A 25,462-nucleotide genomic window follows, 5' to 3' on the forward strand; every position below is an offset into this window, starting at 1 on the left:
ACGACACAGGACGTTGCTATGGACAATAAAAAGCTAGAAAGCAAACCTAACAAGAAGTTCGACCTAAACTTACTGCGAGTGTTTATTTCTACTTACGAAACAGAATCTGTGACCAAATCAGCAGAGCGACTCGACCTGACGCAATCTGCGGTGAGTAATGCGCTGACACGCCTTAAAGAAAATGTTGGCAAAGAACTATTCTCGAGAACAGGCCGAGGCATCAAACCGACACGCTATGCCAAAGAACTGTATGAGCAGACCCATGACCATATCATGAGTATAGAGAAAGTGATTCAAGGTCTAGAAGCGTTTGATCCAAAGAAAACACAACGTACATTCGTCGTATATTGTCATGAAGCCGCTATGTTAAGGCTTCAGAAACGTCTCCATGTCTGTACTACCTATCCAAATATCGAGATCATCTTAAAAGAACTACCTCCCAAAGATGCCAGAATCTACGAAGATCTTCAGATGGAGAAAGTGGATCTAGTTATTGATGTGTCGCCATCAGACAGCAAAGTATTTCAATCAGAATTACTGCACAGTGAAGGGCTAACATGCGTCGCCAGTAAGAATCATCCACGCATACAGCAAGGTAAATTCGATAAATCCAACTATATGACCGAGAGTCATGTTCTACTGAATATCAGGCGCCACAATCTCACATTTGTGGAATGGTTGGTCAGCGAAGTATTGCCACCACGAAAAGTATTTAGCCAACACTCTTCATTGCTTGGAATGCTTCCTTCAGTATCCAATTCACAAGCGATTGCGGTCATACCTTTATCTGTTGCGGAGCAGTATAGCGATATATTCCAACTGCAAACTTTTCCTTTCCCATTTGAAACTAAAACCTTTGATTCCTATATGGTTTGGCCAAGTAAAATGAGTCACAACTCTGCCATTACATGGTTAAGACAGCAGATGGTACATCATCTGAAAGAGAGTTAAACAAAGGCGGGTTATAAAGATTAAAAAAGGCAGCACTATGTGCTGCCTTTTCAATTCGGGTTTGTCGCTAAGCGACAATGTATTCGGTAACGATTAGAAGTTAAACGTTACACCTGCACGGATACGGTTTTCTGTTTTGAAATCCGTGTATTGTGCATTCGCATATGTTTTATCAAGAATTTGATAATCTACGTATGGAGCCCATGATTCAAAGCCAGTGTACTTAACTTGGAATGTGTGTTCCCACTTAGTGTCTGCTTTGTCAGTACCATTGCCTGTATATGCACCACCGTCTTTTTGGTTGATGTAAGCAGGGTTATACTCAAGTGCGAAGTCGTTTAGGTTATAACCAACCCATAGGTCAACTTGGTTAGTGTCGTTTGTTTTAACACCTGGAGTTGTGCTGCTAGACGCTGCTTGGTAACGGTAACGAGCTGCAGTATAGAAGTTGCCTTCAGCATACGTTGCTTTTAGGTATGGACGGTATTCCATGTGGTCAGAACCGTTCCAGTATACGAAACCAGGAGTTAACGTGAAGTTATCGTTAATTGCCCAGTTGTAGTTTAGTTCTGTTTCGAAAGCAGCAACGCTTTTACCAGAATTGCTAAACAGTTTATCACCTTGAGCTTGAGTACCTTCAAGGTGGATTTGCCAATCTTCTGCAAAGTCAAAACCAGCACGTACACGAGTTTCGTAAGTTTTAGCTTCTGTTTTGTAAGCACCACGAACGTCAACGTAGTTTGCGCTTGCAGGAAGGGCTACAGCAGCAACAAGTGCCGCCGCTAATGTCATTTTAAAAGTTTTCATGAAAAGCTCCGTATAGAACAGGAATGCCAAAAGGCATTAATTTAACGTGCGAGCGTTTAGGCCACTGCCAAGCATCCTTAGACGCCACACTAAAACTGAGCTCAGCATATTTTGTTGAGCATCATTTTTGTCAGAGGAATGTCAAAGTAGAGTTTGAAGTGATGGGCATCACATCATAATTGAACCAAAAGCTAATTTACGGAACAAAATATTCTCAAATCGATAACAAAAATAGATTATACACCTATTTTTGATTCAAATTAATCATAAATGAAACCGCATTAATCATTAACGATGAATTCATACCATAAATACGATTACTGATTGGAGTAAGATGTGTGATAGTTGGAGTAATTGTAATCAGATTCATTCACTTGCATTGAGGTGTCATTATCGGAGGTCGTTTGCTGACTCTCTGAAGATTCCGTATTTGGCTGCTCTTTATTCAAAGTGTCTGCCTCTTCAAGTGCAAAAAGAGGTAATTCTCTTTTATAAAGCTTGTTTAATGCCTTGATTAGCGAATGTTTCACCATCGGCCCAAACTGAAGTTTTTTAATGACGGGTTTTGCTAACGATTGAAGTCCCACGACGGAGTCCACTCCTAATGTCGAACCCACCGAGTCTCTTGCTGATTTTGCAGCCTCATAACCTAAATAGGCGGACATAAACAGCCAAATATAAGCGATAGCAGCGCCATTAGGCTTAATGTCTCGCCATGCTTCACCTGCATAATACATAGCTTCCACATTGCCTTTCTCAGCCGCACGTTCTAACCAATAGCAAGCTCTGTCAGTATTTTGTTCAACACCAACACCATTTAGGTAATTCAGACCCAGTTTGGTCATGCCCTCTTCACTTTGCTTTTCCGCAGCTTTTTCAAACCAAAGAGTCGATTGTTTAGGCGATGGTGTTGGGTTATCAGGAGAAATACTCCAGTCGCCCATATAGAGAATGGCCTCTAAATTTCCTTCTTCAGCAACTTCTTGGATGGTAGATACACCTTTGGGAATATTGCGCTCGGTACCTCGCCCATAAATTAAAGCCTTCGCAGCCTCAAATTTGGCATGAGAATCCCCTTCAGTACCAGCAATACAAAGGCGCCAATAGTTTGCTTGCTCACGTAATACCAAGTCTTCGCGCTTTTTATCACTGAGACGAACAATGCCGTACATCGCCGTGACGTTATCCAACTGCGCACCTTTATGGTACCAATACAGCGCTTCTTTCACATTCTTGCGTTCGGCTTCTTTCGCTAAATACAAAATTGTAGGTACATGGCCCGTTTCCGCTTTATAAACACGCTCTTGCCTTTCTTGTTGACGCGCTTTTTCAATAGCACGTCGGTAGGCAGCTTCACGCTCAAGACGCTCTTGCTCCATCCTCTTGCGTCTCAAGGATAACGAGAACATCCAGATAAATGCCAAGATGAGCGAAAGACTGGTTGCACCTATTGCAATAGAAAGTGTCGACATTGATTAATAGCTTTTTGGGTAACGGTTACTCTATATAGTAACGGCAGGAAGGGAGATTAATTAAGTGATATAGGCGATCTATTACACGCTTTTACAACTTAGTTTGGAGAAATGACGTTGGCTGAATATCTGTTTAGAGAAAAAGCCTCGAACCATTGCCGCTTTCTATACCGAGCAGAATGATTCGAGACGGGGTAAATTCTAAGTTATCTTACTTACGGCTGTTAATTGCTTTAACAAACGTTTCCTGAGCACCTTCGACGTTAAGAGCTTTCGCTTCATCTAGCAGGCTCAGAGCTTTAGGGATGTTGTCCTCGGCGACGGCTTTTTGGATCGCACTATGATAATAGCTTGTCGTCTCTGGTTGAATGGTTGCTGGAGCTGCTTTCACACCAGTTGCTACAACGCCAGTCGTTGCCGCTGTAACAGGTGCCACCATGGAATTATCAACTTTTCTAGACCCCAATGTGAGGGTCTCTATTTCTAAATTCAGTTCACCGACATAACTATGTTTAAACTTAGGGTCAGTAACAATAGGTAACGGCTCCCCGCTTTCTTCTGCTCTCACCTTGGCAGGATGTGGTACTGAAATTAATTGGCCGACATCTGAACTGTTAGTGAACACAATCATGTAAGGTAATGACTGTGCGTCGACTTCAAAACTCGTTACATAACGGTTCGCATCGAACATGTCTGAATAGCGAATATTGAATTCATCAAGAGTGATAGTTCTTACCACATTATATTCTTTGTCGAGTAATTGAACTGTCGGTGCTAACACTCGTTTTTTGAGCATTTTACTGCTCAGGGTTACCTTTACTTTGCCAGAACGAGGAGAGAACTCGAACGCATTGAAAAAGCTCTTACCGGTTTTGAACTCCCATACAGGAGATGATTCATCAATTACAAAACCAACATCTTCAGTCTTATCCAACTCCACCCAAGCAAAATCTTTTTTACTGATACAGCAAACGTCTTCTGACTTCATTTGAGCATCTGTGATGGTGGGCTCAACACCAGAGTTACTCGCACAACCAACCACACTTAGTCCAAGTACTAGCGCCAAAATATTTTTGTTCATAATATTCCACCATTTTAGAAAAAGAAGGCAGTCCTTAGACTGCCTTGTTAGATTAAGACTTCATCTAGTAAATTCAACTAGGTTGATTAGAACCAGATTTCAGCTTCGATACCGAATCGAGTATCACTACCTTTCGATGATTGCGACCATCCATAAGAATCATCGCTAGATGACATATAAGCAATGTATGGTTTGATCTGTGGACGTCCCCAGTAGTCTGCATTCACAGTGAAAACAGGTGCTAATGTAGCTGAGTAGAAATACGTTGTATCGTCTGTACGCCATCCCTTAGCTGTTTCGCTTGCCGCTGTTAAAACTGCTTCCCAACGGAAGTTGTCACTTACTCGGTACGTAGGAGTTAAGCCCAAGAATGCGCGAGTTACGCCATCCTGCGCGCCCCAAACCTGGCCACGATCATTGTTATCAATGTTCCAATAAACAATTTCTGAACCAAGTTGAACGTTTTCAGTAATGTTGGCAACACCGTAAGACGTTAAGAATAGAGAGACATCGTCTTCTGCCCATCCACCATTCCAGTTACCGAAGTTTGTACCTTTAGTGGCCGCAATGCCTTTACCATAAGTAACACCCGTTAATGACCAGCCATCAAAACCGTAGTAGTCGCGAGAATAAGTAATACCAGCGCCAATACCATTTTCAGCTGCATCTGGTGTATTAGTATCTACACGATATTGATCTGAATGAGCACGTACTTGGTACTTAAGGTCGAAATCAAAGCTTCCGCCGAGTCCTTTAATACCATATAAGTAAAGGTCTAGTGACGTTAATGTTGTACTACGACCATCATCTAGCGTATTACAGTATTTGCCGTTTACAGTCTCGTCATAATCCGGACCGTTATCCGGTGTAACTGTGTTCACACAATAACCATCACCAGGATCAGCAGAAACTACTGCAAAACCTAAGTTATCCGCAAAATCTAGGCCTTTATATTCTACACCCGCACCTAGACCCGAAGACTGCTTCCAATATTCTTTCGTGATAATACCTGCTTGACGGTTCAAGTAACGTTTACCAGCCCAGATGCTGGTGCCTTCAGCAAACATTGAAAGGTCACCAAGCTCTACATACGCTTCTTTAAACTCTAATTGACCTGACGAAAGGTGACTGTCGTTACCGCCTGAAGAACCATAGAAACCACGACCATTACCACCCTCGTTGTTACCATATTCTGTCTTTAGAACGTATTTAGACCAAGCGCCGTTTTCGTAGTTATTGCCTTTAGTTACCGTAAACTCTACTTGGTTAGGGTTACCAGAGAAAGCTGCACCCGCTGCGCGATAGTCACGGCGGTGCTCCCAAGTTTCATTAAGTTGTAGCGACTCACCTACGTTATATAGAAGGTGTCCATAACCATTAACTTGCCAACCTTCTTGTACTTTGTCTTCCGCCATCACAGCGCCTGAAGCTAAAGCACCCACCACTGCAGCAGCAATTACACTTACTTTTTTCATTAGAAAACTCCGTTTAACTTATCGTTATATTCAATTTCATTTTCCAAAACGCCGCAGAGGCAGTACTGATGCGTTTAGGTCTGAAATATTTATCGGTTTAGGGTCCCGAGTTGATTGAACGGTGTCAGATTAACCAAGTAGTAAGTGCGATACGTCCTCCACCCTGAAGATTGTTAAGGGGGATGAGAAAGGATGAGAAAAATAACCGTATGGTGTTTTTTAAGGATAAGTCACAAAAAAAGGGGGGAGGAGTAGCGGATTTGGTAATGTTTTGACGCACAAAATACGTCTTACATCACTTTTTACAAAATAACGCCAAATAAACTGAAATTAAATTACATTTAAAATTCTGTGATCTTAACTTGACCTAATGTTTACAAAGCTATTAACTATTGAAAGTTAAGTAATGTCATTCACGAACAAATAGAAAAAAATCTTATGACACAACATCAATCAAGCCCATATCCATTAGGGGCGACGCTGGATAAACGAGGATGTAACTTCGCGATCCATGCTCCAGATTGCCCAGATATTCAATTAGCTCTCTTTGATGACAACGATAATGTTCAATTGTTCCCACTCCCTAATGAATATGCTGGAGTAAGGCATACCCACATTAGCGAAGTCAAGGCTGGGCAACGTTATGGTTTTGTCATAGAAACGTGTGAAGAGCGTCATTTCATATCAGATCCTTACGCAAAATCGTTGGACAAAGCCCTGCACTATATTCCGCCATTTGATGCATCAAAAAGCTTTGAACTACCGAAATGTGTGGTCATTGCTGACGACTTCGATTGGCAAGACACTGAGCTACCAAGAATCCCTCGCGAAGAAATGGTGCTGTTCGAAACTCATGTAAAAGGCTCCACTAAGCTCAATGAAAAGGTCCCATCGCAGAATAGAGGTAAGTATCTAGGCTTAGTCAGCGAAGAGATGCTGAGGTTTTATAAGCAGCAGAATATCAATTCTATACAATTGCTCCCTGTCGCTGCCTGTATGCATGAACCTCACCTGCTCAACATGGATAAAGTTAACTATTGGGGCTATAACCCATATGTCTTTATGGCACCAGATCCGCGCTATGCAGATTCAGATGCTGTCCTAGAACTAAAATCAGCTATTCGTGAACTTCACCGCCATGGTATTGAGGTCATTCTTGATGTGGTCTACAACCATACTGCAGAGGGTGGAGATAACGGAGCGGTCTTCAATCTGAAAGCCTTGGATTCTAAATTCTATCTACGCCATGGTGAGTTCTTTGCTAACTTTACCGGTTGCGGAAACACGGTTGACCTCAATTATCAGCCAGCACTCAACCTTGTTATGGATACACTCCGTTATTGGGTTCAAGAGTTCAACGTCGATGGCTTCCGTTTTGACCTTGCTGCGACGCTCGGTCGTAACGGAGATAACTTTAACCGTGACGCTGCCTTCTTTAGAGCTGTCGCGCAAGATCCTGTATTAAAACAGACTAAGTTAATTGCAGAGCCATGGGATATCGGTCCTAACGGTTATCAAGTAGGTAACTTCCCATTTGGTTGGAATGAGTGTAATGACCGTTTGCGAGACATTACGCGCAGTTTCTGGCGGGGCGATCAAGGTTACTTGAAAGAGTTCGCTACCCGATTAATGGGTTCTCGAGACCTATACAGTGCGGCAAATTGGCCATATAAACTGACCGTGAACTACATCACCTACCACGATGGTTTCACTATGCAAGACTTGGTGTCATACAAGCATAAGCATAATGAGGCCAATGGTGAACAAAACCGTGATGGACACGGTGATAATCGCTCGGACAATTATGGCGCAGAGGGCGACACAGATAACCCAGTCATCTTGGCAACTCGCGAGAAGCAAAAGCGTAACTTTATGGCAACGCTGCTCTTCTCGTTTGGTATTCCCCATATTTTGACCGCAGATGTCCTCTCACACACCCAAAAAGGTAATAACAACGCCTATTGCCAAGACAATGAGATCAGTTGGTTGGACTGGAGCTCAAGCGAGCCGAAAGAGCACTTCAGACAATGGCTAGCAGACATGCTTGCCGCTCGCCAAGAGTATATGGTGCCTTTCATCCGCGCATTTAGCGGTGAGAAGCGTAACGACAATCGCATTTTCTGGAGCCGTGTGGATGGAAAATTAATGAGCATGGAAGATTGGAATCGACTCAGTAGCGTCGCACTACATATTGGTATTGGGGATGACGGCGATGAGATGGTTTACTTAATTAACCAAACCAAAGCACCTGCTCGTTTTACCTTGCCAAACGATCGAAACCAGACTTGGAAGACCATTTGCGATACTCATATTGCAGAGTCTGAAGTAGGACATGCTGAAGGTGAAATACTTCAAGCTCCAATGTCGATGGCTATTTTGCACTTCTCTCCAACAGATTCATGATCTAACGTTAGTCCATTCATCAATAAGAGGTTGTTTTTCAACCTCTTATTTTTATCAATTGATCTCTACTAACTTTACGTCAAATAATTGTTTTGTATCCCTTATCTAAGACGTAGTACCATTTCCGCATGCTCAAATGGTTTAATACAATATGTCTCTGCCGAAAATCCTACTACGAGCTCTAAAACCGCTCACTTTTGCTCTTATTGCAGCGCTTGTTTTTATCTCCTATCAGCAATATCAACATTCTCTTCAACTCGCGAAATCTCAATCTCAGTCCAATGTGAAAATGGCAACGGCACTAGTTTGGTCACAAATTGAAGCGACCTTTGCAAAAGTGGATTTACTGCAAAAGAATATTGACGACGCACGTTTTGCTTCACTTGTTACGCAAACACTAGACAACACGTACCTGTATAAAAGTATTAGTGTGTTCGACCCGATCGCTCAAACCTATGTCGATAATCATGGAGAAGGTATTAGCGAGCAGACAAAGTCATCGATTCAGTGGCACTCCTTCGATGCTCTTTCGCACCAGTATGCTGTTTCGACCCTATATCAAAAGCAAGATGGGCTCTGGGTATTTGCTATCAAACAGCAACTTAGTCACCCCAGGCTAGAAGTCTGGTTTGAGGTAGACGCTCAGCATATCACCCAATATCTCGCGAATATGAAAACGCTTAAAGAAGGCTATGTATTCGTAATAGATGGCACCAATGGCCGACTTATTTTCCATCCTAATCCTCTGAGAATCGGCACAGAATCCATCAGCTACCTAAAGGGTCTAGAACAGAAGATCACCTATGGACAAACTAGAGGTAGCTACGAATACCACTACAATGGCGAACTCAAAGTCAGTATGTTTGACGCAAGAAACCCAATGAAATGGATATTCGTTTCTGGAACGAGTCGAGCAGATATTCTGTTTACGTCTTATCAGATTTCACTCACCGCTTTGGTGATATTAGCGCTGTTATCGCTGGCTCTATCTATTAACTACATCAGTTACCAGCTCAACCACTCTTTAGCAAGACTCAACCAGGCGCCTGACATTGCTCATTTTAAACACGATCTTCGCGCCATCTTTGACCGCTTTATCTTCCACAAAGGCGTACAATTTTGTCTATACGAACAAGATACTGGGAGCTTTAAAACCGTCGACTTTCATGGCAATACCAAAGTTATTCATCAATGCCAGTCATTGCCGTCCATCTTCACCTCACGTCAATTGAACTATGTATATAACAGTAACAATGATGCGTTAGCGCGAAAGCTTCAAGTGAATGGGCGTCATTACATATTGCCGCTATTTCAGAGGGATACCCTAATTGGCGTGATATACGTTAAGAGTGCGTTTTTTGCCTTTGATGGCGTAATAAGGGCTATTCGAGATTTCTCTGAAGTCGCTCTTTCAAACTTATTGCTGTTCCAATACCTCAACGATAAGGATTCACTTACTGGACTGGACAACAAGCTCACCATGCGTTCAGAGTTGACCCAGCAACTCAGAAATTCTAGCGCTTACTTTGCTTTGATCGATATAAATGGATTAAAAAGAATCAATGCTGACTATGGCGATATGATTGGCGACACGATTATTCTGTATGTAGCAGACATCATCAAACGCAGCTTCCCAAAGCCAAAGTCACATTGCATTGCTCGCTATGAAAGCGGACTATTTGCGGTACTATTCGAGGCAAACGACAACGTCGATGCGAAAAAGCAGCTTGAATGGTTAAGACAGCTGATAGAAAAGCTACCTTTGAACATTCATGATGAATGGATTACAGCAACCGTCTCTATTGGCGTTACAGCAACAGGAGATAGTACAGATGGCATTATTGGTAGAGCTACTCAAAGCCTACAGCAGGCAAAACTAAAAGGTCGTAATCAAGTCCATATTCATCAAGCATAAAAATAGCCCCTCGGTTGAGGGGCTATTTTTACTTAGAAGACACCAAGCATCTCACATAAGTACTTAGCAGCAGGACCTAACCTCGTATTGGATTTCCACAGCACATCCGCAGAGTTCATCATTTCATAGCGCTGGAATTCAGGCCTAAAATCAATCAAGGTACCCATCGCTTGCTTTTCAACAGTGAAATCTTTAGGCACAATCGCCCAACCGATACCCTGCTCCACCAGCTTGATCACATCTTCTTGATCGTCTGCTTGCCAAATATCTTGAGAAAACGCGCCCTGAGCCTGAAGCACCGTATTCTGCATCATGCTGCGACATACAATTTGTCGTTCGCCAATAAGGGTTTCATTGCTCACTTGCTGCATGTCGGCAAAAATCGAATCTGGGCTACAAATACAGACCCACTCAATATTAGCGATAGAAACAAAGTCTAGCCCTTCTGGCACCGCGTCGGCCGCTAGGTTGAAACCAAGTTCCACTTCATCTTTGATAATCGCGTTAGTGAGATGGTGTGCTGCAAGCCTCGAAACATCGACTTGTGTGAAAGGAAAGCGTTGAGACATTTTCTCAATTGCGGATTCCAACAAAGAAAATGGCAATAAAGGATCAATGGCTATCTTAAGTGTATCTTCGACACTATCAACGCTAGCTTGAGAGTAATTACGAATTCGTTCAGCTTGTCTTAATAGCACCTTAGCTTGCGATAACATTCGCTCACCCTGCGGCGTCAGCTTAGGGTACTTGGTACTGCGATCGAAGAGCGTAATCCCGAGATCGACCTCCAGATTATTGACACCAATGCTCACTGAGCTTTGGCTTTTTCCTAAATGCCTCGCAGCAGCAGAAAATGAGCCTTGTTCTGCCGCAGCGACAAAAGCAACAAGCTGTTCAATATTCAGCATACCCAACCCTTTGACTATATTATTAACAAGCGCACCATCGTAAAACAATAGCACAAAAATTGCACCCAAAGATAAACCAAAACAATAATGCCAGTACCGATTATTTGCGCTATAAATCAATAAAATGGCTTAGCTGGCATCTAGAAAGCTTCTCCAAAACGGATATAAAAGCTGGTATTTCCCATCTTTGATACCGCCGCGTCTACGCCAACAGTAAATCGCTCTTTGGCATTCAATAGGTAACGAACACCGACGCCAGCCGACGGCACAACTTCAGACTGAACCGAGTGCGTGTAGTACCGGTCCTGATTACCTATCAACGCCGCACCAGCGAAAGCCACACCGCTCCAGAGTGTGGAGAACTTATGCCTATATTCAATTTCAGCTTGGTACACTGAACTGCCTCGGTATTTATTCCAATCGGCACCACGTAAACTGGGGGTCACAAACTCATATTCTGGCGCATCACCTAACATTTCCTTACCCATAACTCGGTACGCCAGCACATCATCTCCAATTGGGAAATATTGACTAATTTCTGCATCCAGTCTGGTAAAGCGTTTGCCCGTCCGTTTGTCTCTTGAGTAGTGCAAGGTACTCAAATCGACGTTTAATCCCTGCGTCGCCCCCATCATATTATCGCGAGAGTCGTAGGTCATAAGCAGTCCGAGCGCACTATTGCTGCCACTCATTTCTTGCTCAAACGCTTTTTTAATTTCTGGATCGGTATGCTCATTAAGGCTTGCGTTACCACCACTCCACAAACCTTGCACCCCCAGATACAGATCATCAATGATTTGCTTACGTACCTCTGCGTAAACAAAGTTAGAGTAGGATGAATATTGAGCGGCTTTAGGTAACTGCATTCCGACGCGCCCTGTGTATTTCAAATTGAGACCAAAGTGTCCAGCATAGAAACCCGCACGCCACGCATCATGCGCGAAAACATGTTCATGTCCTATGATTGCCATGCCACTGCCTGTATCAGTGTATTGACCGTAAAACATACTGGTAGAGGGGTTTTTAGCGCCTTCGGCTCGGTCGTGAAGGTACATGGCATTAACGCCAAGACCCAGACCAAGTGCATCATCAGTAATTGGAACAGGAAATGCGGCGAACTTGCGGTCAGGAAGCTCATCTGATGTTTCCACCGATTCTTCGGGCTTGTCCTGACTCTCTGTTGAAGTCTTCGATTCGCTCGCATCGCAATAAGGGGCAAAAGCTAGTATTGATATAGCCATCAAAGTCGATGAAAAGTTTGGCGTGTTCAAATGAAATCTCTGTGCGTTATTGAAAATCGTACGTAGCACTTAGATTCCATTCTTTTGAGACCACTTAGGCTCATTGAGTGCAGTTTGGTGGAGGTATCACCAATCGACATCCTACTAAATATTAGTTTGAGGAAAAAGACCAAGTATCCGCATAGTTAATAGGTAATTTTCAAAACTGGCAATTCAGAACAAACAATAGTCGATCATATATATATTAATAACACACAAAATGAGCAACGCATTCATTGAAGTTATTGAAAACGTATATTTAGATCATATTCTTACGAAAATATGGCATTAGAGTCATCACTCCTCCGACCAATTCGAAAATATAATAGATCGATCTTCAAAATGTAATATTTTTTTTATAAAGTTTGCGCAATTCGATGAGATGTGAAGGAGAGCACATTGTGAATTCAAAAAATGTAATGCGAAGCCCTGCGGATAGATTGAGACATACTATTTTGTTCGAGCTATTACTGTTACTTATTGCAGCACCAATTTGTATGTTTGTTTTCGGAGCTAACGTCAAAACCGCAGCGTTAACTGCATTTTCGCTGTCGTTGATCGCTATGGTCTGGAACTACATTTACAATTATGCTTTTGATCGAGCTTTGATTTACTTACGAGGGACATCAAAAAAGACCCCCACTCAACGTGTCTACCACGCATTACTGTTCGAGTTAGGGTTACTAGTCGCGACTATTCCATTGTTGGCATGGAGCTTAAACCTATCATTAATCGATGCCGTGCTAGCTGACTTGGGCTTCGTAATTGTGGCTCTATTTTACGCCTATTTCTTTAATCTGGTTTACGATGCAGTATTTCCGATCGTCGACCACAACAATGACAAGCATGCATTGTAATTTTTTGATTAAATTCCATATTAGTATTGCGGCGAAGATTGCAATCAATCCATAACATAGGCAATCTAGTGTACGCTAAACTATTAGAATAATTCTGCTAGGATAAAATAAAATGAAAGCTTCTAAGATTCTTGCTTGTGCATTACTCGCCGGTTGCAGCACCATGGCTGTTGCTGATGTGACGATCAAAATCCCAGACTCTGTTGATCTACTATCAGTCAATGCTGGAGACCCAGTTACAAAATCCAACGGTTTCTTCTCTTCTGGAAAAACTGCTACGCTTCCAGATGGTGTAAATCAAATTGTATTTCGCTTCGAGCCTTTGTTTGATTTGAATCGAGAAGAACGTGTTACGGTTCCAAGCAAAGCAATCATCGCTCGATTTGATGCTAGCAATACAGAACTCACTCTAGAAGTGCCCACCTACCAGAATGAACGCCAGGCTAAAAAGGACATTGATAGTTTTAAATGGTCTTTGGTCGACGCTGATGGCAATGCTATTCCAGTGACTCAGGATAAACTGATTAAGGACGGTATGCAGATAGGTCGTGATTACGACCGAGAAGCCGAGGATTACAACCGTAAAGGTGGCGTAGCCGCTATCGCTGTAGCAGGCACTGTTTCCGCAGTAACGCTACCCGCAACTTTACCTGCTAATTCAGCAAACGCAGAAATCGCAGTACCAGGTGGCGCAGCAGACAATACGGCTGAAGAGATGCTAATCTTTTGGTACAACAAGGCAGATGCTGACACTAAAGCCCGCTTTAAAGAATACATCAGCAGCAACTAATCTACCTTATTCAAAAGCCGCTCTTAATGGAGCGGCTTTTTCGATCATACGAGAATAATACGTGAAAAAAATCGTCCTATTGGGTGACAGCTTGACGGCTGGATGGGGTTTAGCCACAAATCAAAACTGGTCAGATAAACTCATTGCAACCCATCCAGATATTGAGTTTATCAACTGCGGTGTACCTGGCGACACGACAACAGGAATGCTATCTAGATTCAAACAACAAGTTTTAGACCAAGCTCCTGATGCCGTAGTTCTATTTGGCGGGCTGAACGACCTCAACTGGGGCACAGATATCAGTGTGGTTGCCAGTAACCTCAACGCTATGATTGCTCAGTCTCAACATCATGGTATTCAACCCATTTTAATCGTCACTTCTGCTATCGACCCAGTTGGTTCGCTCCCAATGTTTGGCAATCGTAAAGACACCGTTGAAGCCATACGCAGTGCTATTAAGCAGTTGAGCCAAAAACATGTCGAAAAGTTGAAAGCAATGTACAGCAGCGGAGAGAATGGGCTTGAGGTCGTGGATATCTACCAAACGTTTGAACAATATGCATGCGAAAGAGGCTACGCATCGCTATACCAAGCCGATGGTATTCATTTATCACCGCTTGGCGCTCAGCTTATCTATAATGCGCTGGACGAAATAAACTGGTAAGCAAAAGGGTCATCAGTACACACTGATGACCCTTTTCTATTTACGACCTATTTGATTATTTAGTCAACTCGATGACGTTAGACTATGCCCAAAAGCTCATTGCAATTATGGTCAAAGCGCCGATACAAGCGATATTCAAGATAATACCAATACGCATCATCTCTTGCTGTTTAATATGACCAGAGGCAAAAACAATCGCATTCGGAGGTGTCGCTACCGGAAGCATAAACGCACAAGAGGCTGCCACTGCAATTAACACCGACAAAATCACTGGTGACATTCCAAACGCTTCAGCGACACTCGCAAAAACCGGAATCAGCAACGCCGCGCTCGCCGTGTTACTGGCAAACTCAGTTAAGAAGACCACGAACGCCGCAATCACCAAGATAATCACCAACATGTTGAACTGAGAGATCATGTCACTTAATTCATTGGCAAGAAAAACACTCGTTCCCGTCGCCTTAAGGACATTACTCAAACAGATACCACCACCAAACAGCAGTAAGACACCCCAGTCTGCGGTCTTCTCAATATCCTTCCAATGAACTACTCGAGCAAAGTTCACCGCAACAATAGCGCCAAGAGCAACGATGGTGTCAAATTTCGCATACCCGCCCAACATTGCATTGATCGGTTTGCTGAATATCCACAAGAATACGGTAAGACCAAAGATAAGCAGAGTAACTACTTTTCCTTTATCCCAATTCACTTGCTCATGATTGATTTCGAACTCACCATCAAGCTTAGGTTTTAATACAAAGAACAAGACAGCTAATGCAATAGGGAGCAGAATGATTGATGTTGGTAAGCCAAATGCCATCCAGTCAGTAAAAGAGAGCCCTACCTCCGCTGCGGCGATCGCGTTAGGTGGACTTCCAACCATTGTTGCAATACCACCAATACTCGCACTATAAGCAATGCCAAGTAGTACAAAAACGTACGTGTTGTGGCCGCTTTCTTCATTTACTTTACTTAATACACCAAGCACCAATGGCAACATCATTGCCGCGGTAGCAGTATTACTGATCCACATAGATAAAAGTGCGGTAACGCCAAACAGCATGAACACCGCAACGCTCATCTTACCTTTTGCCATTACTAGCACTTTATCGGCAATAACCTTGTCTAAGCCTTGCCTATGCATAGCAGCTGCTAGTGCAAAACCACCCAAGAACAAAAATATGATGGAATTGGCAAAGTTATTTAAAGCGGTCTGCGTATCAAATACACCGAACAAAACCGCAATCACCGGCACCAATATAGCAGTCACAGTCACGTGAAGCGCTTCGGTCAACCACAGCACAGCAATAAACGCTAAGATACTAATTCCCAGCACGACACTGGGTTCAAATGGTAAGGTGTTATAGAGCACAGCAAACAGCACGACGTCGGCAAGAATAATCATGCTATTACGGTTAAAGAACCACTCTCGGGTATTGGAGGGTAAGGGGACACTATCGTTTCTATTCATTATTATGGCTTCCTTTGATTAGACGGGCGAAAGCGACCTTGAAACACGCTTCAATGTCGCGGCCCTAACGCCATAAACGAGATAATGAAACCGGAAGTTAGATTCGATCAGAAGGCTGACTGTATCCGATGTAGTTATATTAAAGAGGATACGACACTGATACTCAGTTTCTACGCTTATGGGACCAAGCTATGATCCCATATAGAAAACCAAGCGCATAATGAAAAATTATCAATCTGTTAACCACATCAACAATATGGATATAATTACAACATCTTGATTTTATTAAGCACCAATCAGCTTATCAAAGCTCGATTTTGCCTCCTGACATTGCATAACGCGACCATGTCCTTGTCCATGTGTCGTGACCAACTCTACATTGACCATCTCTTGCGCTGCTTTCTTCGACACGGAATATTTAGTGAAACGATCCTTTTCATCATGAACGATAATAGTTGGCGCATTGCGAAGTGCTAATTTGTTATAGGGATCGATGGTTTGCAGAGGGTATTGATATTGGGTTTGAATATCATCGACTACCGCTTCAAACAAACGCATCGAATAGCCAGAACGCGCGACGCTACCAAACAAATTATCAAGATAGTCGAGAACCGGCGCGATAAGCAGCAAAGGTTTATCATGAAGTTTCGCGTGCTTACATTCAATCGCCGAAGCCGTGCCCATGCTGTGCCCAACTAACCCAGCAACATCGTCTTCATTGTCTAGCAGACCTTCTAAACCGCCGACAAAAGCAGGAATATGCCCAAACGCACCTTCACTTTCACCATGAGCAGGATGATCATACGCAAGCGCAGTAAACCCTCGACTTGCGATGTGCTCCATTAGCGGGAAGAATTGGCTTGCCGTACCAGACCAACCATGAGTCAAAATCCACACAGGACCTGTACCAAGACGATATGTCTTTAACATCCCTTCTGGCGTCGCGATCTCACCCTTTACCAATCCCTGAGGCTCAGAATTCTTTGGTTTAGAACGAACAGGCGTCAACAATAGCTTCTTCGCGGTGTTCTTCGCATGATTAGGCGCCAACTTATGATGAGCGCGCGTTGTAAGGTTAATCATGCGCTTTTTAAAACTGAATTTATTAGAAGTGTTGAAGTAAATTTTGTCACTCATGACTGACTCTTCCTTGCAGCACAATTCGAACGGTCGTGCTTTTTTATCTTAAAAAAATGTTTATTAGCTCGACCAAGACTCAAAAGACTTAGTCACACTATTCCAAAACCTTTGGCTACTTTCTTCTTGCCCAACGAGGGAGTAAAAAACATGCGCACTAAGATAGTGCCCATAAAGTTCAAATGCCGCTTGCTTAACATCCAGATCTTTTTTCAACTCACCAGTTTCGACGGCCTTCTCGATTTGTATCGTTAAGTAGCTGATCCAGCGATAAATCGCCTTGCGTAGAGAAACTTGCAGTTCGTCTTGACGATTATCACGCCAAGCATCGATAAACATACAGCTGCCTTGGAAAGATTGATTCCAACACATCCAGTTATCAATCAAATGCTTAAGCTTATCAATAACCAACTCATGCTGATGCTCTCTAACAGGGGCGATCACACGAGTCTGAAACGTAGCGTCGGCATACTCAACCACCGCTACCTGTAAGTTCACTTTGGAATTAAAATGCGCAAATAGACCACTCTTTGACATCTGACACTGCTTAGCCAGTTCACCGATCGTCAGGCTTTCTAAGCCTTCACGACTCGCTATGCCGAACGCTTGATTAAGAATGTGCTCTTTGGTCAGCTTACCTTTGCTCATTTAAATCTCTAATAAAACGAATACACCACCAATTTAGCACGGTCGTACTTTTTTACAATCCTTGATTTATTGGGATGAGAAGATGTGGAATAATTATTCAATGCTACTGCGCTGATAATATGGAATGTTTATGGACTCTTTGGTCGACCAACTGCTGTTTTCTATCACCATCACGGGCCCAATTTGTCTTATGATCATTTTGGGAGTAGTGTTCAAACGAATCGGTCTGATCAACGATAATTTTATCGACGTGGCGTCTAAGTTAGTCTTTAAAGTTACCCTACCTGCCATGCTATTTTTAAGCATCGTCAACTCCGAGCACAATTTCTCCGCAGCGAGCCAATTCATTACTTTTAGTATTATTGCCAATATACTTTTCTTCATTTTCACATACACCTCTGTTGGCGCCATGTTTCGTCACTCCACGGATAAAGGCGTCATTATTCAAGGAAGTTTTCGAGCTAATACCGGGATTATAGGCTTGGCTTACGTCGCCAACGCATACGGAGAAAAAGGGGTCGCTTTAGCGGCTATCTATGTTGCTGTCACTACCTTTATTTATAATGTTCAAGCGGTGATTTGCCTTACCCCAAAAGGCACAGACTCTGGTGTTTCAGCCGGAAAAATCATGCTGACTACATTGACCAAAAACCCATTAATTATCGCAATTGTGTCTGGTCTGGTATTCTACATGTTGTCGATTCCCGTGCCTGATATAGCCATTGATGCTGGTAATTATTTCGCCAGAATGACATTGCCATTAGCCCTCCTTTGTACCGGAGGGTCGCTAGACTTAAGCTCGATGAAAAAAGAACAGAAACCAGCATGGCTCGCCAGTAGTTACAAACTTATTTTGGCTCCATTTGTGGTGACAACAGCAGGCTACTGGTTCGGTTTTAGAGGTTTGGAGTTAGGCATTCTATTTTTTATGAGTGCATCGCCAGTCGCTGCTGCAAGCTACGTCATGGCTCGCTCTATGGGAGGAAACTCAGTGCTTGCAGCGAATATCATCGCACTGACAACAGTGCTTTCGACGCTTACTTGCACTGTCGGTATCATTATTCTGACCTCTTTACACGCTATCTAAAGCAAACAGAGCTAAATACCATTACAATCATTCAAAAAGTCATAACCTGAGCCTGTTTTAATTTATTGTCATTCTATCGGCTCAATCTAGGTTTGGAGATAAACATGAACAAAGACCTTATTATCAACGCGCTACAAAAAGTACGTGAGCAAAAACCACTCGTCGTCAATATCACGAATTTTGTTGTCATGAATAACACCGCCAATGCGCTATTAGCCGTAGGTGCTTCACCAATCATGTCACACTCAAAGCAAGAAATGGCGGAAATGATGTCATTCGCAGGCGCACTAGTCATCAATATTGGAACTTTAGATAGTGTGTGGCGTCCTGGTATGTTCTTCGCCGTAGAACAAGCCAATGAAAATAATAAGCCAGTTGTACTCGATCCTGTTGGATGTGGCGCAACCAAATTAAGAACCTCAACCGCTCGTCAACTTGCAGAACTCGCTGACAACTTAATCATTCGTGGTAACGCATCAGAAATCATTGCCATGGCAGGGGAGAAATCACAAAACAAAGGTGTTGATGCACTGGATTCAAGTGAGGCAGCTTTATCTGCGGCGCGCGCATTAGTAGAGGCCTACAACTGCTGTGTCGTAATCTCAGGTGAAACCGACTACGTCGTCAATAAAGAAGCCACTCACGCACTGAGTAATGGTCATGAGATGATGCCTTTTGTCACCGGTATGGGGTGCTCACTATCAGCGGTAACAGGAGCATTTGCTGCGGTTGGTGAAACCACAGGCCTCGCGGCTGCGGCAATATTTGCCATCGCAGGTGAAATCGCGGCTGAACAATCAAAAGGCCCAGGTTCACTGCAAATGAATTTGCTTGATGCTCTGTATCAGCTTTGTGATGAAGAAGTGCTACGCCGTCTCCACATTAAAGAATGTTAAGGACAAACGATGACTCGCAACCCTTATCGACTCTATCTTGTAACAGACGAAAATCAAGACCTCGATACGTTAATAGAAGTCGTGAAGCAGGCTGTTGAAGGTGGAGTGACAATGGTGCAAATACGTGAAAAGCATCATGATATTAGGACCTTCATCACCAAAGCAGCAGCTGTCAAAAAGGTGCTTGAGGGTACTAACGTTCCATTGATCATCAATGACCGAGTAGACGTCGCCCTTGCCATCGATGCAGATGGCGTGCATTTGGGACAGACCGATATGCCAGCGACCCTAGCTCGAACCCTTATCGGTGAGGATAAGATTCTTGGTCTTTCTATTGAAAGCGAAACGCAACTGCAACAAGCGAAACAGCTTCCAATCGACTATATTGGGCTAAGCGCCATATTCTCAACGACAACCAAAACCAACATAAAAACTGAATGGGGGCTTGAAGGGCTTACGAATGCACTTCAACAGATAGAGCTACCTATTGTTGCTATTGGTGGTATCAACGAATCAAACTTGTTAGATGTGGCAAAAACTGGTGTTCATGGTGTCGCGATCGTTTCAGCAATTAGTCATGCCGGCTCACCCAAACAAGCAGCTCAGCAACTGTTAACTATTATGGAAAAGGTCGAGTAAGGAATCGAATGCACGATAAACTGTCCACATCCGCACTAGCAAAAAGTCGAAACCAAGAGTCTAAAGTACTGTTTACGCTTTTGAAGCGCGCAGGTTATATCAGCTGGCACGAGTCCAGTTGGTTACTGACTGACATTGGGCATCGTTTCGGCGGTGACTATGTGGACAGTGAAAAATATGGACGCTTTATCGTGTGGCCGGCAAACCTTGTAATCGACGATACACTTATTAGTGACTCAACACTGACTGCAACACAACTTGGTGAACACTTTGCGCTTCCGGCTAAAAAGATCAATCTTCTACTTAGTGAGCTAGGTTGGATAAAGCGTGACGATAGCCAATGGAAGGCGACGGCCATTGGCCTTCGCGCTGGTGCTCGTCTTCGTAAAGATAAACAGAACAACAATGAGTTTGTGGTTTGGCACCCCTCTGTATTGCGCCACGCTCGATTAAAACAGTCCGTCATCGAATTTAAAGGTCACGATGCAGAAGCGCACTCTACTGAAAAATCCTTCTCGAGTTTTCGGCAAAAATTCGCGGCAAAGCACCGCACTCTCGATGGTCATTACGTTCAATCGAAAGGCGAGCTAATTATTGATAACTGGTTATATATGGCTGGCGTTGTTCATGCTTATCAACGGCAGTTACCAATAGAACAAGATGTCGTGAGTGATTTTTACTTACCACAAGGGAAAGTCTACCTACAATATTGGGGCTCAGATAGCGATGCAGCAGACGACAGGACCATTGAACACACACGTACGCTTTATCAAGAGCATGACCTGAGTCTTATTGAAATATTCCCAGACGATATTCAGAATTTGGATGAGCTATTACCGAAAAAATTAAAGCCGTTTGGTATCAAAGCATACTGATTAGCTCTAATCGCTGTAATCAAGCCTTCGCTAAAAGTAACAGAGGCACGAGTTGCGCCCATGCTGCCCACCAATCATAAAAGGAGTGGCCGCAACCACTGCACTATAGCTTTCTTTCAACGAGTTCGCAGATGACTCTCCTTCAGCACTGGCCACCAACTGGGTTTCACTGGTAGTAATCAAAGTGCTGGTTGTTCTGATAAACGCATCTTTATAGGCCGGTAGAGCTTTCACCTCGGCTAAATCGAGACTTGCTGCTTCGAAGTTTTCATACGGACCAATCAAGCAACGATCTCCGTCTATTTCAGGTTTTAACCATATCGATTTACTGACATTTTGCTGCAAGTTGCTAGGTACTGCACGCAAACTTCCCGATTGAACGAACCCACATTGTATCCAGAAAGACTTATCACTCTCGCTTGGCACACTGCGTCCCCATAACCCTTCTCCAATAGGACATTCACTTTCTAAGACTGGAAACGGCAGGTTTACTTTGTTGGCACTGTCACAAACGTAAGGTTGCGTTTCGGCTAGAGCTGGATTCGCAAATAGAAACATTAGTGTCGTCAACAAGAATGAAATGACTGTTTTCATGAGTTTGCTCCCTTACACCAAATTAGACAGATTCCTTCATCTAAGCCTAGGAGGTCTGAAAACATTGTCAAAAGTCTATTTTTTAACCACAAGCTCTTCATCAGATTCGAGTTAGCTCACAACGAAAATGTTGAATAACCTTTAAAATATCGTATCGCAATTGTTAGCGCCTGATTTTATTTAGCTTTTGAAGGATCAAAACATGATGAAAAAAAGTCGATGGCAGACCCTTTTTGTACTCCCTTTTATCGCCACGTCTACTTTCGCTTCGGAAACGGTATCTTCGGATACCTTTAACTTCACTCAATCCACAGTAGGTTATGCAGCATTACTTATTTTTGGTATTGCTTATACCCTTGTCATGATGGAGGAATACCTTAAATTACGTAAGTCAAAACCTGTTCTGCTCGCAGCAGGCTTAATTTGGATAATAATCGGATTAGTCTATAAAGACCTTGGTCAAATAGAAGTCGCAAAATCCGCACTAGAACATAATCTACTTGAATACGCCGAGCTCTTACTTTTCTTATTGGTAGCAATGACCTACATATCGGCGATGGAAGAGCGGCGACTATTCGATGCACTTCAATCTTGGATGGTCGGAAAAGGCTTTAACTTTCGAACCTTATTTTGGTTAACAGGTATCCTCTCTTTCTTCATCTCCCCTATTGCCGATAACCTCACCACCGCACTATTAATGTGTGCCGTGGTACTTAAAGTGGGGGGAAGCAATCTACGATTTGTAAATATTGCCTGTATTAACATCGTGGTCGCAGCTAATGCGGGCGGTGCATTCAGCCCATTTGGTGATATTACCACCTTAATGGTTTGGCAAGCGGGGCATGTGTCTTTCTCCGAATTTATGCCTCTGTTCGTCCCCTCAGTGATTAACTACATTGTGCCTGCCGTGATCATGTCGCTGTTTGTTCCTAAGACACAACCTGATGCGGTCCATGCTCACGTAGAACTAAAACGTGGAGCGTTTCGCATTGTTGGACTCTTTATTCTCACCATTGCAACGGCCGTTGCCTTCCACGCAGTGCTTCATTTCCCTCCGGTCATGGGCATGATGATGGGACTAGCTTACCTACAGTTCTTCGGGTTCTTCCTGCGTAAAACGTTGCCTCGCTCCATTGCTAAGAAGAAAGCCATCGCTATAGCAAACAACGACGAAACCGCACTGAAACGACTAGGTTCCATCGTACCGTTTGATGTATTTAGACGAGTCTCTCATGCCGAATGGGATACATTGCTATTCTTCTATGGAGTGGTGATGTGTGTCGGTGGGTTAAGTTTGCTAGGTTATCTAAGTGTGGTCTCAGAAATCATGTATACCCAATGGGATCCCGTTTGGGCCAACGTAATGGTAGGTATTCTTTCGGCCATCGTCGATAACATTCCAGTAATGTTTGCGGTATTGACTATGAACCCAGAGCTCTCTATGGGCAACTGGCTGCTCGTAACGTTAACGGCAGGTGTCGGCGGTAGCTTGCTGTCTATCGGTTCAGCAGCTGGCGTTGCATTAATGGGTGCTGCCCACGGCAAATACACTTTCTTCGGACATTTGAAGTGGATGCCGGTGATTGCCCTCGGCTACGCTGCCAGTATTCTCGCTCACCTTTCGATGAACGGAGGACTGTTCTAAACCGATTGTCGAAGGCATTATTGTTAAATACAAAGACCGCTATCCTAGTTTGACTGGGATAGCGGTCTTTTTTAAGTCAACCATCATTTCTGGCGAAACACCCAAATAGGTCCAATCAGCAAGAACTGTAAATCATCAAAAAACGATGGCTTTTTTCCTTCAATCTTGTGTCCAACAAACTGCATTATCCAAAGTACCACAAACATACCAATACAGACGGTAAGCACCGACATTCCCAGCATTGCAGCGAAGGTAATAATTGCCAAACATGCAAGAGTAAAGATCAGCATCTGAATAAATACAGACCGTGATAAACGAAAATAGAAAACCATCACAGGTAGCATCACAATCCATACCCAGTTAATAGACATGCCACCAAGTGGTAACTGAGGTAGACACCAGATCAACCCCACAATAGAAAGATAGATACCGGGAACTGCGATTTTGTGTATTTTTCGATTAGTACTGTTCTGGTGACTCTCTCCGTAAGCATCTAACCACTGCTGTAACGACTTCATTTGACTTCCTTGTTATTCGGCTGGTGTTAATACTCTAGACCAAAATCAACAACTCTTCCTATTCATCCACCTACTCCACCCTATTAGCCTCACTTACAGGTGCTAATTTAAGCTATTAACGTTAGTTGTCTATTATGGCCTCAACAAAACACAACACAACACAACACCAAACATGTGAGGTCATTATGAAAAAGTCAGTCCTAAGTCTAGCTCTTGTCGCAACACTATCAGCAGGTTACGTCGCAGATGTAACAGCATGCACATCAGCAATCTACAATAACGGTGATGCTAGTCTCTCAGTGAGAACCATGGATTGGTTTGGACACGATGATGCTGTGGTCGTCGGCACAGGTAAAGGCATCTCAAATCAATACAGCACAACTAAAGAGTCAGTTAACACGACCAGTAAATACGCGTCTATCAAAATCAAATCATTCGAACCAGAAATTGTCGCCGAAGCAATGAACCAAGAAGGTTTGGTCGCTCGTATTCTTTATCTTGGATTGGAATACACCGAAATGGCACCTAACCGCGCCGGCGTGCTTGATGTAGATGCATCACAATTCGCAAATTACGCGGTCGATAACTTCGCTTCCGTTGAAGAGGTCGTTGCTACACTGGACAAGATTGATGTTGTCCAAGACAAAGTATGTGATTTGCCAGGCCATGAAAATGAATGCCTTCCAGCGCCTGTGCATTATCACCTCACCGACGCCAATGGTGATAGCGCAGTGATTGAGTTTGTTGGTGGCGAGGTCAAAATCTATCACGGCGATATGACAGATGCACCGAGTGTCCAGTACTTATCCAATGATCCTGAATTCGGTTTCCATATCAACTTGGATAAAGAGAAAGCAGAATCGGGCGCAACGATCCGCGCTTATGATAGACGACTACGCGCCAAAGAAGTGGTTGAAGATATGTATAAGCGTGACGTTACAGACAGTGGCGAAGCCTTGAATAGCCTGAAAGCTGCTGGAGCAACGGTCTTTGCTGGCTATGACCAAATTGACCCATATCTTAATGATGTATTCCCTACACTATGGACAGTCTATACAGACCAGAATGCGAAAGCGATTTACCTAGACCGTTACGACACATGGCAAGTAGAGAGTTACAACTTTACGATGTTCGATAACAATCAAGCCGCAGAAGTCGTTCTCGGTGCTCATCCTAAAGCAGAAGCTGCTAACTAGTCACCTAGATGCGTAGTTAATATCCAAGGCTACATCATGGTTCGTTGATTACAGCGAACCACGATATGCACCAAAAACATATCAATAATTAGATTTAATGATTTCAAAATATATCTTTATCTCTCTATGATTTACCCAGACCTAAGGAAATAA

Annotated in this window: 23 protein-coding genes; 12 read left to right on the forward strand and 11 right to left on the reverse strand. The window is 43.3% G+C overall.

Annotated features, from left to right (window positions below):
* Positions 1-18 precede the first annotated feature (18 nt).
* Entirely contained in the window at positions 19-951 is a 933-nt protein-coding gene (locus OH456_RS02565) for a LysR family transcriptional regulator (RefSeq protein WP_006070100.1), read from the forward strand.
* A 93-nt stretch (positions 952-1,044) separates the two neighbouring features.
* On the opposite strand, the gene OH456_RS02570 is transcribed toward OH456_RS02565, so the two are convergent.
* The 4 genes from OH456_RS02570 to OH456_RS02585 form a co-directional block, all read right to left on the reverse strand.
* Positions 1,045-1,758 carry an outer membrane protein gene (locus OH456_RS02570; protein ID WP_006070101.1) on the reverse strand — a complete coding sequence of 238 codons (714 nt, stop codon included), beginning with the start codon at positions 1,756-1,758 and terminating at the stop codon, positions 1,045-1,047.
* A 317-nt stretch (positions 1,759-2,075) separates the two neighbouring features.
* Complete coding sequence (locus OH456_RS02575) at positions 2,076-3,230, reverse strand: tetratricopeptide repeat protein (RefSeq protein WP_270032728.1); 1,155 nt, start codon at positions 3,228-3,230, stop codon at positions 2,076-2,078.
* Between the two features lie 211 nt (positions 3,231-3,441).
* Positions 3,442-4,311, reverse strand: coding sequence for a MalM family protein (locus OH456_RS02580; protein WP_270032729.1), 870 nt, complete (start codon positions 4,309-4,311; stop codon positions 3,442-3,444).
* Positions 4,312-4,397: 86 nt separating this feature from the next.
* Entirely contained in the window at positions 4,398-5,786 is a 1,389-nt protein-coding gene (locus tag OH456_RS02585; RefSeq protein ID WP_038230787.1) for a carbohydrate porin, read from the reverse strand.
* Positions 5,787-6,224: 438 nt separating this feature from the next.
* On the opposite strand from OH456_RS02585, the gene glgX reads away from it, so the two are divergent.
* Positions 6,225-8,189, forward strand: coding sequence for a glycogen debranching protein GlgX (gene glgX, locus OH456_RS02590; RefSeq protein ID WP_270032730.1), 1,965 nt, complete (start codon positions 6,225-6,227; stop codon positions 8,187-8,189).
* Positions 8,190-8,340: 151 nt separating this feature from the next.
* A complete protein-coding gene (locus OH456_RS02595) occupies positions 8,341-10,104 on the forward strand; it encodes a sensor domain-containing diguanylate cyclase (protein WP_270032731.1) in 1,764 nt (587 codons plus the stop codon).
* 32 nt (positions 10,105-10,136) lie between these two features.
* On the opposite strand, the gene OH456_RS02600 is transcribed toward OH456_RS02595, so the two are convergent.
* The gene (locus tag OH456_RS02600; protein WP_038221951.1) at positions 10,137-11,012 is read right to left on the reverse strand and encodes a LysR family transcriptional regulator; all 876 of its coding nucleotides are present in this window, start codon (positions 11,010-11,012) and stop codon (positions 10,137-10,139) included.
* Positions 11,013-11,152: 140 nt separating this feature from the next.
* Positions 11,153-12,322: a hypothetical protein gene (locus OH456_RS02605; RefSeq protein ID WP_270032732.1), complete on the reverse strand. Its 1,170-nt coding sequence runs from the start codon at positions 12,320-12,322 to the stop codon at positions 11,153-11,155.
* 371 nt (positions 12,323-12,693) lie between these two features.
* Here OH456_RS02605 and OH456_RS02610 point away from each other — a divergent pair, with 371 nt between their 5' ends.
* The 3 genes from OH456_RS02610 to OH456_RS02620 all read left to right on the forward strand — a co-directional run bounded on the left by OH456_RS02610 (position 12,694) and on the right by OH456_RS02620 (position 14,603).
* The gene (locus OH456_RS02610) at positions 12,694-13,149 is read left to right on the forward strand and encodes a PACE efflux transporter (protein WP_038168217.1); all 456 of its coding nucleotides are present in this window, start codon (positions 12,694-12,696) and stop codon (positions 13,147-13,149) included.
* A 112-nt stretch (positions 13,150-13,261) separates the two neighbouring features.
* Complete coding sequence (locus OH456_RS02615) at positions 13,262-13,939, forward strand: DUF2057 family protein (RefSeq protein WP_198558590.1); 678 nt, start codon at positions 13,262-13,264, stop codon at positions 13,937-13,939.
* Positions 13,940-14,000: 61 nt separating this feature from the next.
* Positions 14,001-14,603: an SGNH/GDSL hydrolase family protein gene (locus OH456_RS02620; RefSeq protein ID WP_270032733.1), complete on the forward strand. Its 603-nt coding sequence runs from the start codon at positions 14,001-14,003 to the stop codon at positions 14,601-14,603.
* 82 nt (positions 14,604-14,685) lie between these two features.
* On the opposite strand, the gene OH456_RS02625 is transcribed toward OH456_RS02620, so the two are convergent.
* From OH456_RS02625 to OH456_RS02635, 3 genes are all read right to left on the reverse strand, one after another.
* Complete coding sequence (locus OH456_RS02625; protein ID WP_006070113.1) at positions 14,686-16,074, reverse strand: SLC13 family permease; 1,389 nt, start codon at positions 16,072-16,074, stop codon at positions 14,686-14,688.
* Positions 16,075-16,359: 285 nt separating this feature from the next.
* Positions 16,360-17,211, reverse strand: a complete 852-nt coding sequence (locus OH456_RS02630; RefSeq protein WP_031494422.1) for an alpha/beta fold hydrolase — start codon at positions 17,209-17,211, stop codon at positions 16,360-16,362.
* A 63-nt stretch (positions 17,212-17,274) separates the two neighbouring features.
* On the reverse strand, positions 17,275-17,859 hold the full coding sequence (locus tag OH456_RS02635; protein ID WP_006070115.1) for a TetR/AcrR family transcriptional regulator: 585 nt from the start codon (positions 17,857-17,859) through the stop codon (positions 17,275-17,277).
* Positions 17,860-17,989: 130 nt separating this feature from the next.
* On the opposite strand from OH456_RS02635, the gene OH456_RS02640 reads away from it, so the two are divergent.
* From OH456_RS02640 to OH456_RS02655, 4 genes are all read left to right on the forward strand, one after another.
* A complete protein-coding gene (locus OH456_RS02640) occupies positions 17,990-18,946 on the forward strand; it encodes an AEC family transporter (RefSeq protein ID WP_006070116.1) in 957 nt (318 codons plus the stop codon).
* A 104-nt stretch (positions 18,947-19,050) separates the two neighbouring features.
* On the forward strand, positions 19,051-19,842 hold the full coding sequence (thiM, locus tag OH456_RS02645) for a hydroxyethylthiazole kinase (protein WP_236109981.1): 792 nt from the start codon (positions 19,051-19,053) through the stop codon (positions 19,840-19,842).
* Between the two features lie 9 nt (positions 19,843-19,851).
* Complete coding sequence (thiE, locus tag OH456_RS02650; RefSeq protein ID WP_236109982.1) at positions 19,852-20,481, forward strand: thiamine phosphate synthase; 630 nt, start codon at positions 19,852-19,854, stop codon at positions 20,479-20,481.
* A gap of 8 nt (positions 20,482-20,489) precedes the next feature.
* Complete coding sequence (locus OH456_RS02655) at positions 20,490-21,356, forward strand: glycerol kinase (RefSeq protein ID WP_236109983.1); 867 nt, start codon at positions 20,490-20,492, stop codon at positions 21,354-21,356.
* A gap of 30 nt (positions 21,357-21,386) precedes the next feature.
* Here the strand turns inward: OH456_RS02655 and OH456_RS02660 are convergent, their stop codons facing one another.
* Complete coding sequence (locus tag OH456_RS02660) at positions 21,387-21,950, reverse strand: SPOR domain-containing protein (protein WP_006070120.1); 564 nt, start codon at positions 21,948-21,950, stop codon at positions 21,387-21,389.
* A 202-nt stretch (positions 21,951-22,152) separates the two neighbouring features.
* On the opposite strand from OH456_RS02660, the gene nhaD reads away from it, so the two are divergent.
* Positions 22,153-23,595 carry a sodium:proton antiporter NhaD gene (gene nhaD / locus OH456_RS02665; protein WP_006070121.1) on the forward strand — a complete coding sequence of 481 codons (1,443 nt, stop codon included), beginning with the start codon at positions 22,153-22,155 and terminating at the stop codon, positions 23,593-23,595.
* An 83-nt stretch (positions 23,596-23,678) separates the two neighbouring features.
* Here the strand turns inward: nhaD and OH456_RS02670 are convergent, their stop codons facing one another.
* Positions 23,679-24,113, reverse strand: coding sequence for an Mpo1 family 2-hydroxy fatty acid dioxygenase (locus OH456_RS02670; RefSeq protein ID WP_270032734.1), 435 nt, complete (start codon positions 24,111-24,113; stop codon positions 23,679-23,681).
* A 185-nt stretch (positions 24,114-24,298) separates the two neighbouring features.
* Between OH456_RS02670 and OH456_RS02675 the strand changes: the two genes are divergently transcribed.
* Positions 24,299-25,309 (forward strand): linear amide C-N hydrolase, encoded by a 1,011-nt coding sequence (locus OH456_RS02675; RefSeq protein WP_270032735.1) that lies wholly within the window; start codon positions 24,299-24,301, stop codon positions 25,307-25,309.
* Positions 25,310-25,462 lie beyond the last annotated feature (153 nt).

The sequence above is a fragment of the Vibrio sp. La 4.2.2 genome, assembly GCF_027586995.1.
In the GTDB taxonomy this organism is placed as follows: domain Bacteria; phylum Pseudomonadota; class Gammaproteobacteria; order Enterobacterales; family Vibrionaceae; genus Vibrio; species Vibrio mediterranei.

Coding starts and splice junctions, on each gene's coding strand:
- OH456_RS02585 (WP_038230787.1), bottom strand. CDS start 5,786: ATGAAAAAAGTAAGTGTAATTGCTGCTGCAGTGGTGGGTGCTTTAGCT.
- OH456_RS02615 (WP_198558590.1), top strand. CDS start 13,262: ATGAAAGCTTCTAAGATTCTTGCTTGTGCATTACTCGCCGGTTGCAGC.
- OH456_RS02635 (WP_006070115.1), bottom strand. CDS start 17,859: ATGAGCAAAGGTAAGCTGACCAAAGAGCACATTCTTAATCAAGCGTTC.
- OH456_RS02570 (WP_006070101.1), bottom strand. CDS start 1,758: ATGAAAACTTTTAAAATGACATTAGCGGCGGCACTTGTTGCTGCTGTA.
- nhaD (WP_006070121.1), top strand. CDS start 22,153: ATGATGAAAAAAAGTCGATGGCAGACCCTTTTTGTACTCCCTTTTATC.
- OH456_RS02660 (WP_006070120.1), bottom strand. CDS start 21,950: ATGAAAACAGTCATTTCATTCTTGTTGACGACACTAATGTTTCTATTT.
- OH456_RS02675 (WP_270032735.1), top strand. CDS start 24,299: ATGAAAAAGTCAGTCCTAAGTCTAGCTCTTGTCGCAACACTATCAGCA.
- OH456_RS02625 (WP_006070113.1), bottom strand. CDS start 16,074: ATGAATAGAAACGATAGTGTCCCCTTACCCTCCAATACCCGAGAGTGG.
- OH456_RS02565 (WP_006070100.1), top strand. CDS start 19: ATGGACAATAAAAAGCTAGAAAGCAAACCTAACAAGAAGTTCGACCTA.
- thiE (WP_236109982.1), top strand. CDS start 19,852: ATGACTCGCAACCCTTATCGACTCTATCTTGTAACAGACGAAAATCAA.
- OH456_RS02640 (WP_006070116.1), top strand. CDS start 17,990: ATGGACTCTTTGGTCGACCAACTGCTGTTTTCTATCACCATCACGGGC.
- OH456_RS02670 (WP_270032734.1), bottom strand. CDS start 24,113: ATGAAGTCGTTACAGCAGTGGTTAGATGCTTACGGAGAGAGTCACCAG.
- OH456_RS02655 (WP_236109983.1), top strand. CDS start 20,490: ATGCACGATAAACTGTCCACATCCGCACTAGCAAAAAGTCGAAACCAA.
- OH456_RS02595 (WP_270032731.1), top strand. CDS start 8,341: ATGTCTCTGCCGAAAATCCTACTACGAGCTCTAAAACCGCTCACTTTT.
- OH456_RS02575 (WP_270032728.1), bottom strand. CDS start 3,230: ATGTCGACACTTTCTATTGCAATAGGTGCAACCAGTCTTTCGCTCATC.
- glgX (WP_270032730.1), top strand. CDS start 6,225: ATGACACAACATCAATCAAGCCCATATCCATTAGGGGCGACGCTGGAT.
- OH456_RS02580 (WP_270032729.1), bottom strand. CDS start 4,311: ATGAACAAAAATATTTTGGCGCTAGTACTTGGACTAAGTGTGGTTGGT.
- thiM (WP_236109981.1), top strand. CDS start 19,051: ATGAACAAAGACCTTATTATCAACGCGCTACAAAAAGTACGTGAGCAA.
- OH456_RS02600 (WP_038221951.1), bottom strand. CDS start 11,012: ATGCTGAATATTGAACAGCTTGTTGCTTTTGTCGCTGCGGCAGAACAA.
- OH456_RS02630 (WP_031494422.1), bottom strand. CDS start 17,211: ATGAGTGACAAAATTTACTTCAACACTTCTAATAAATTCAGTTTTAAA.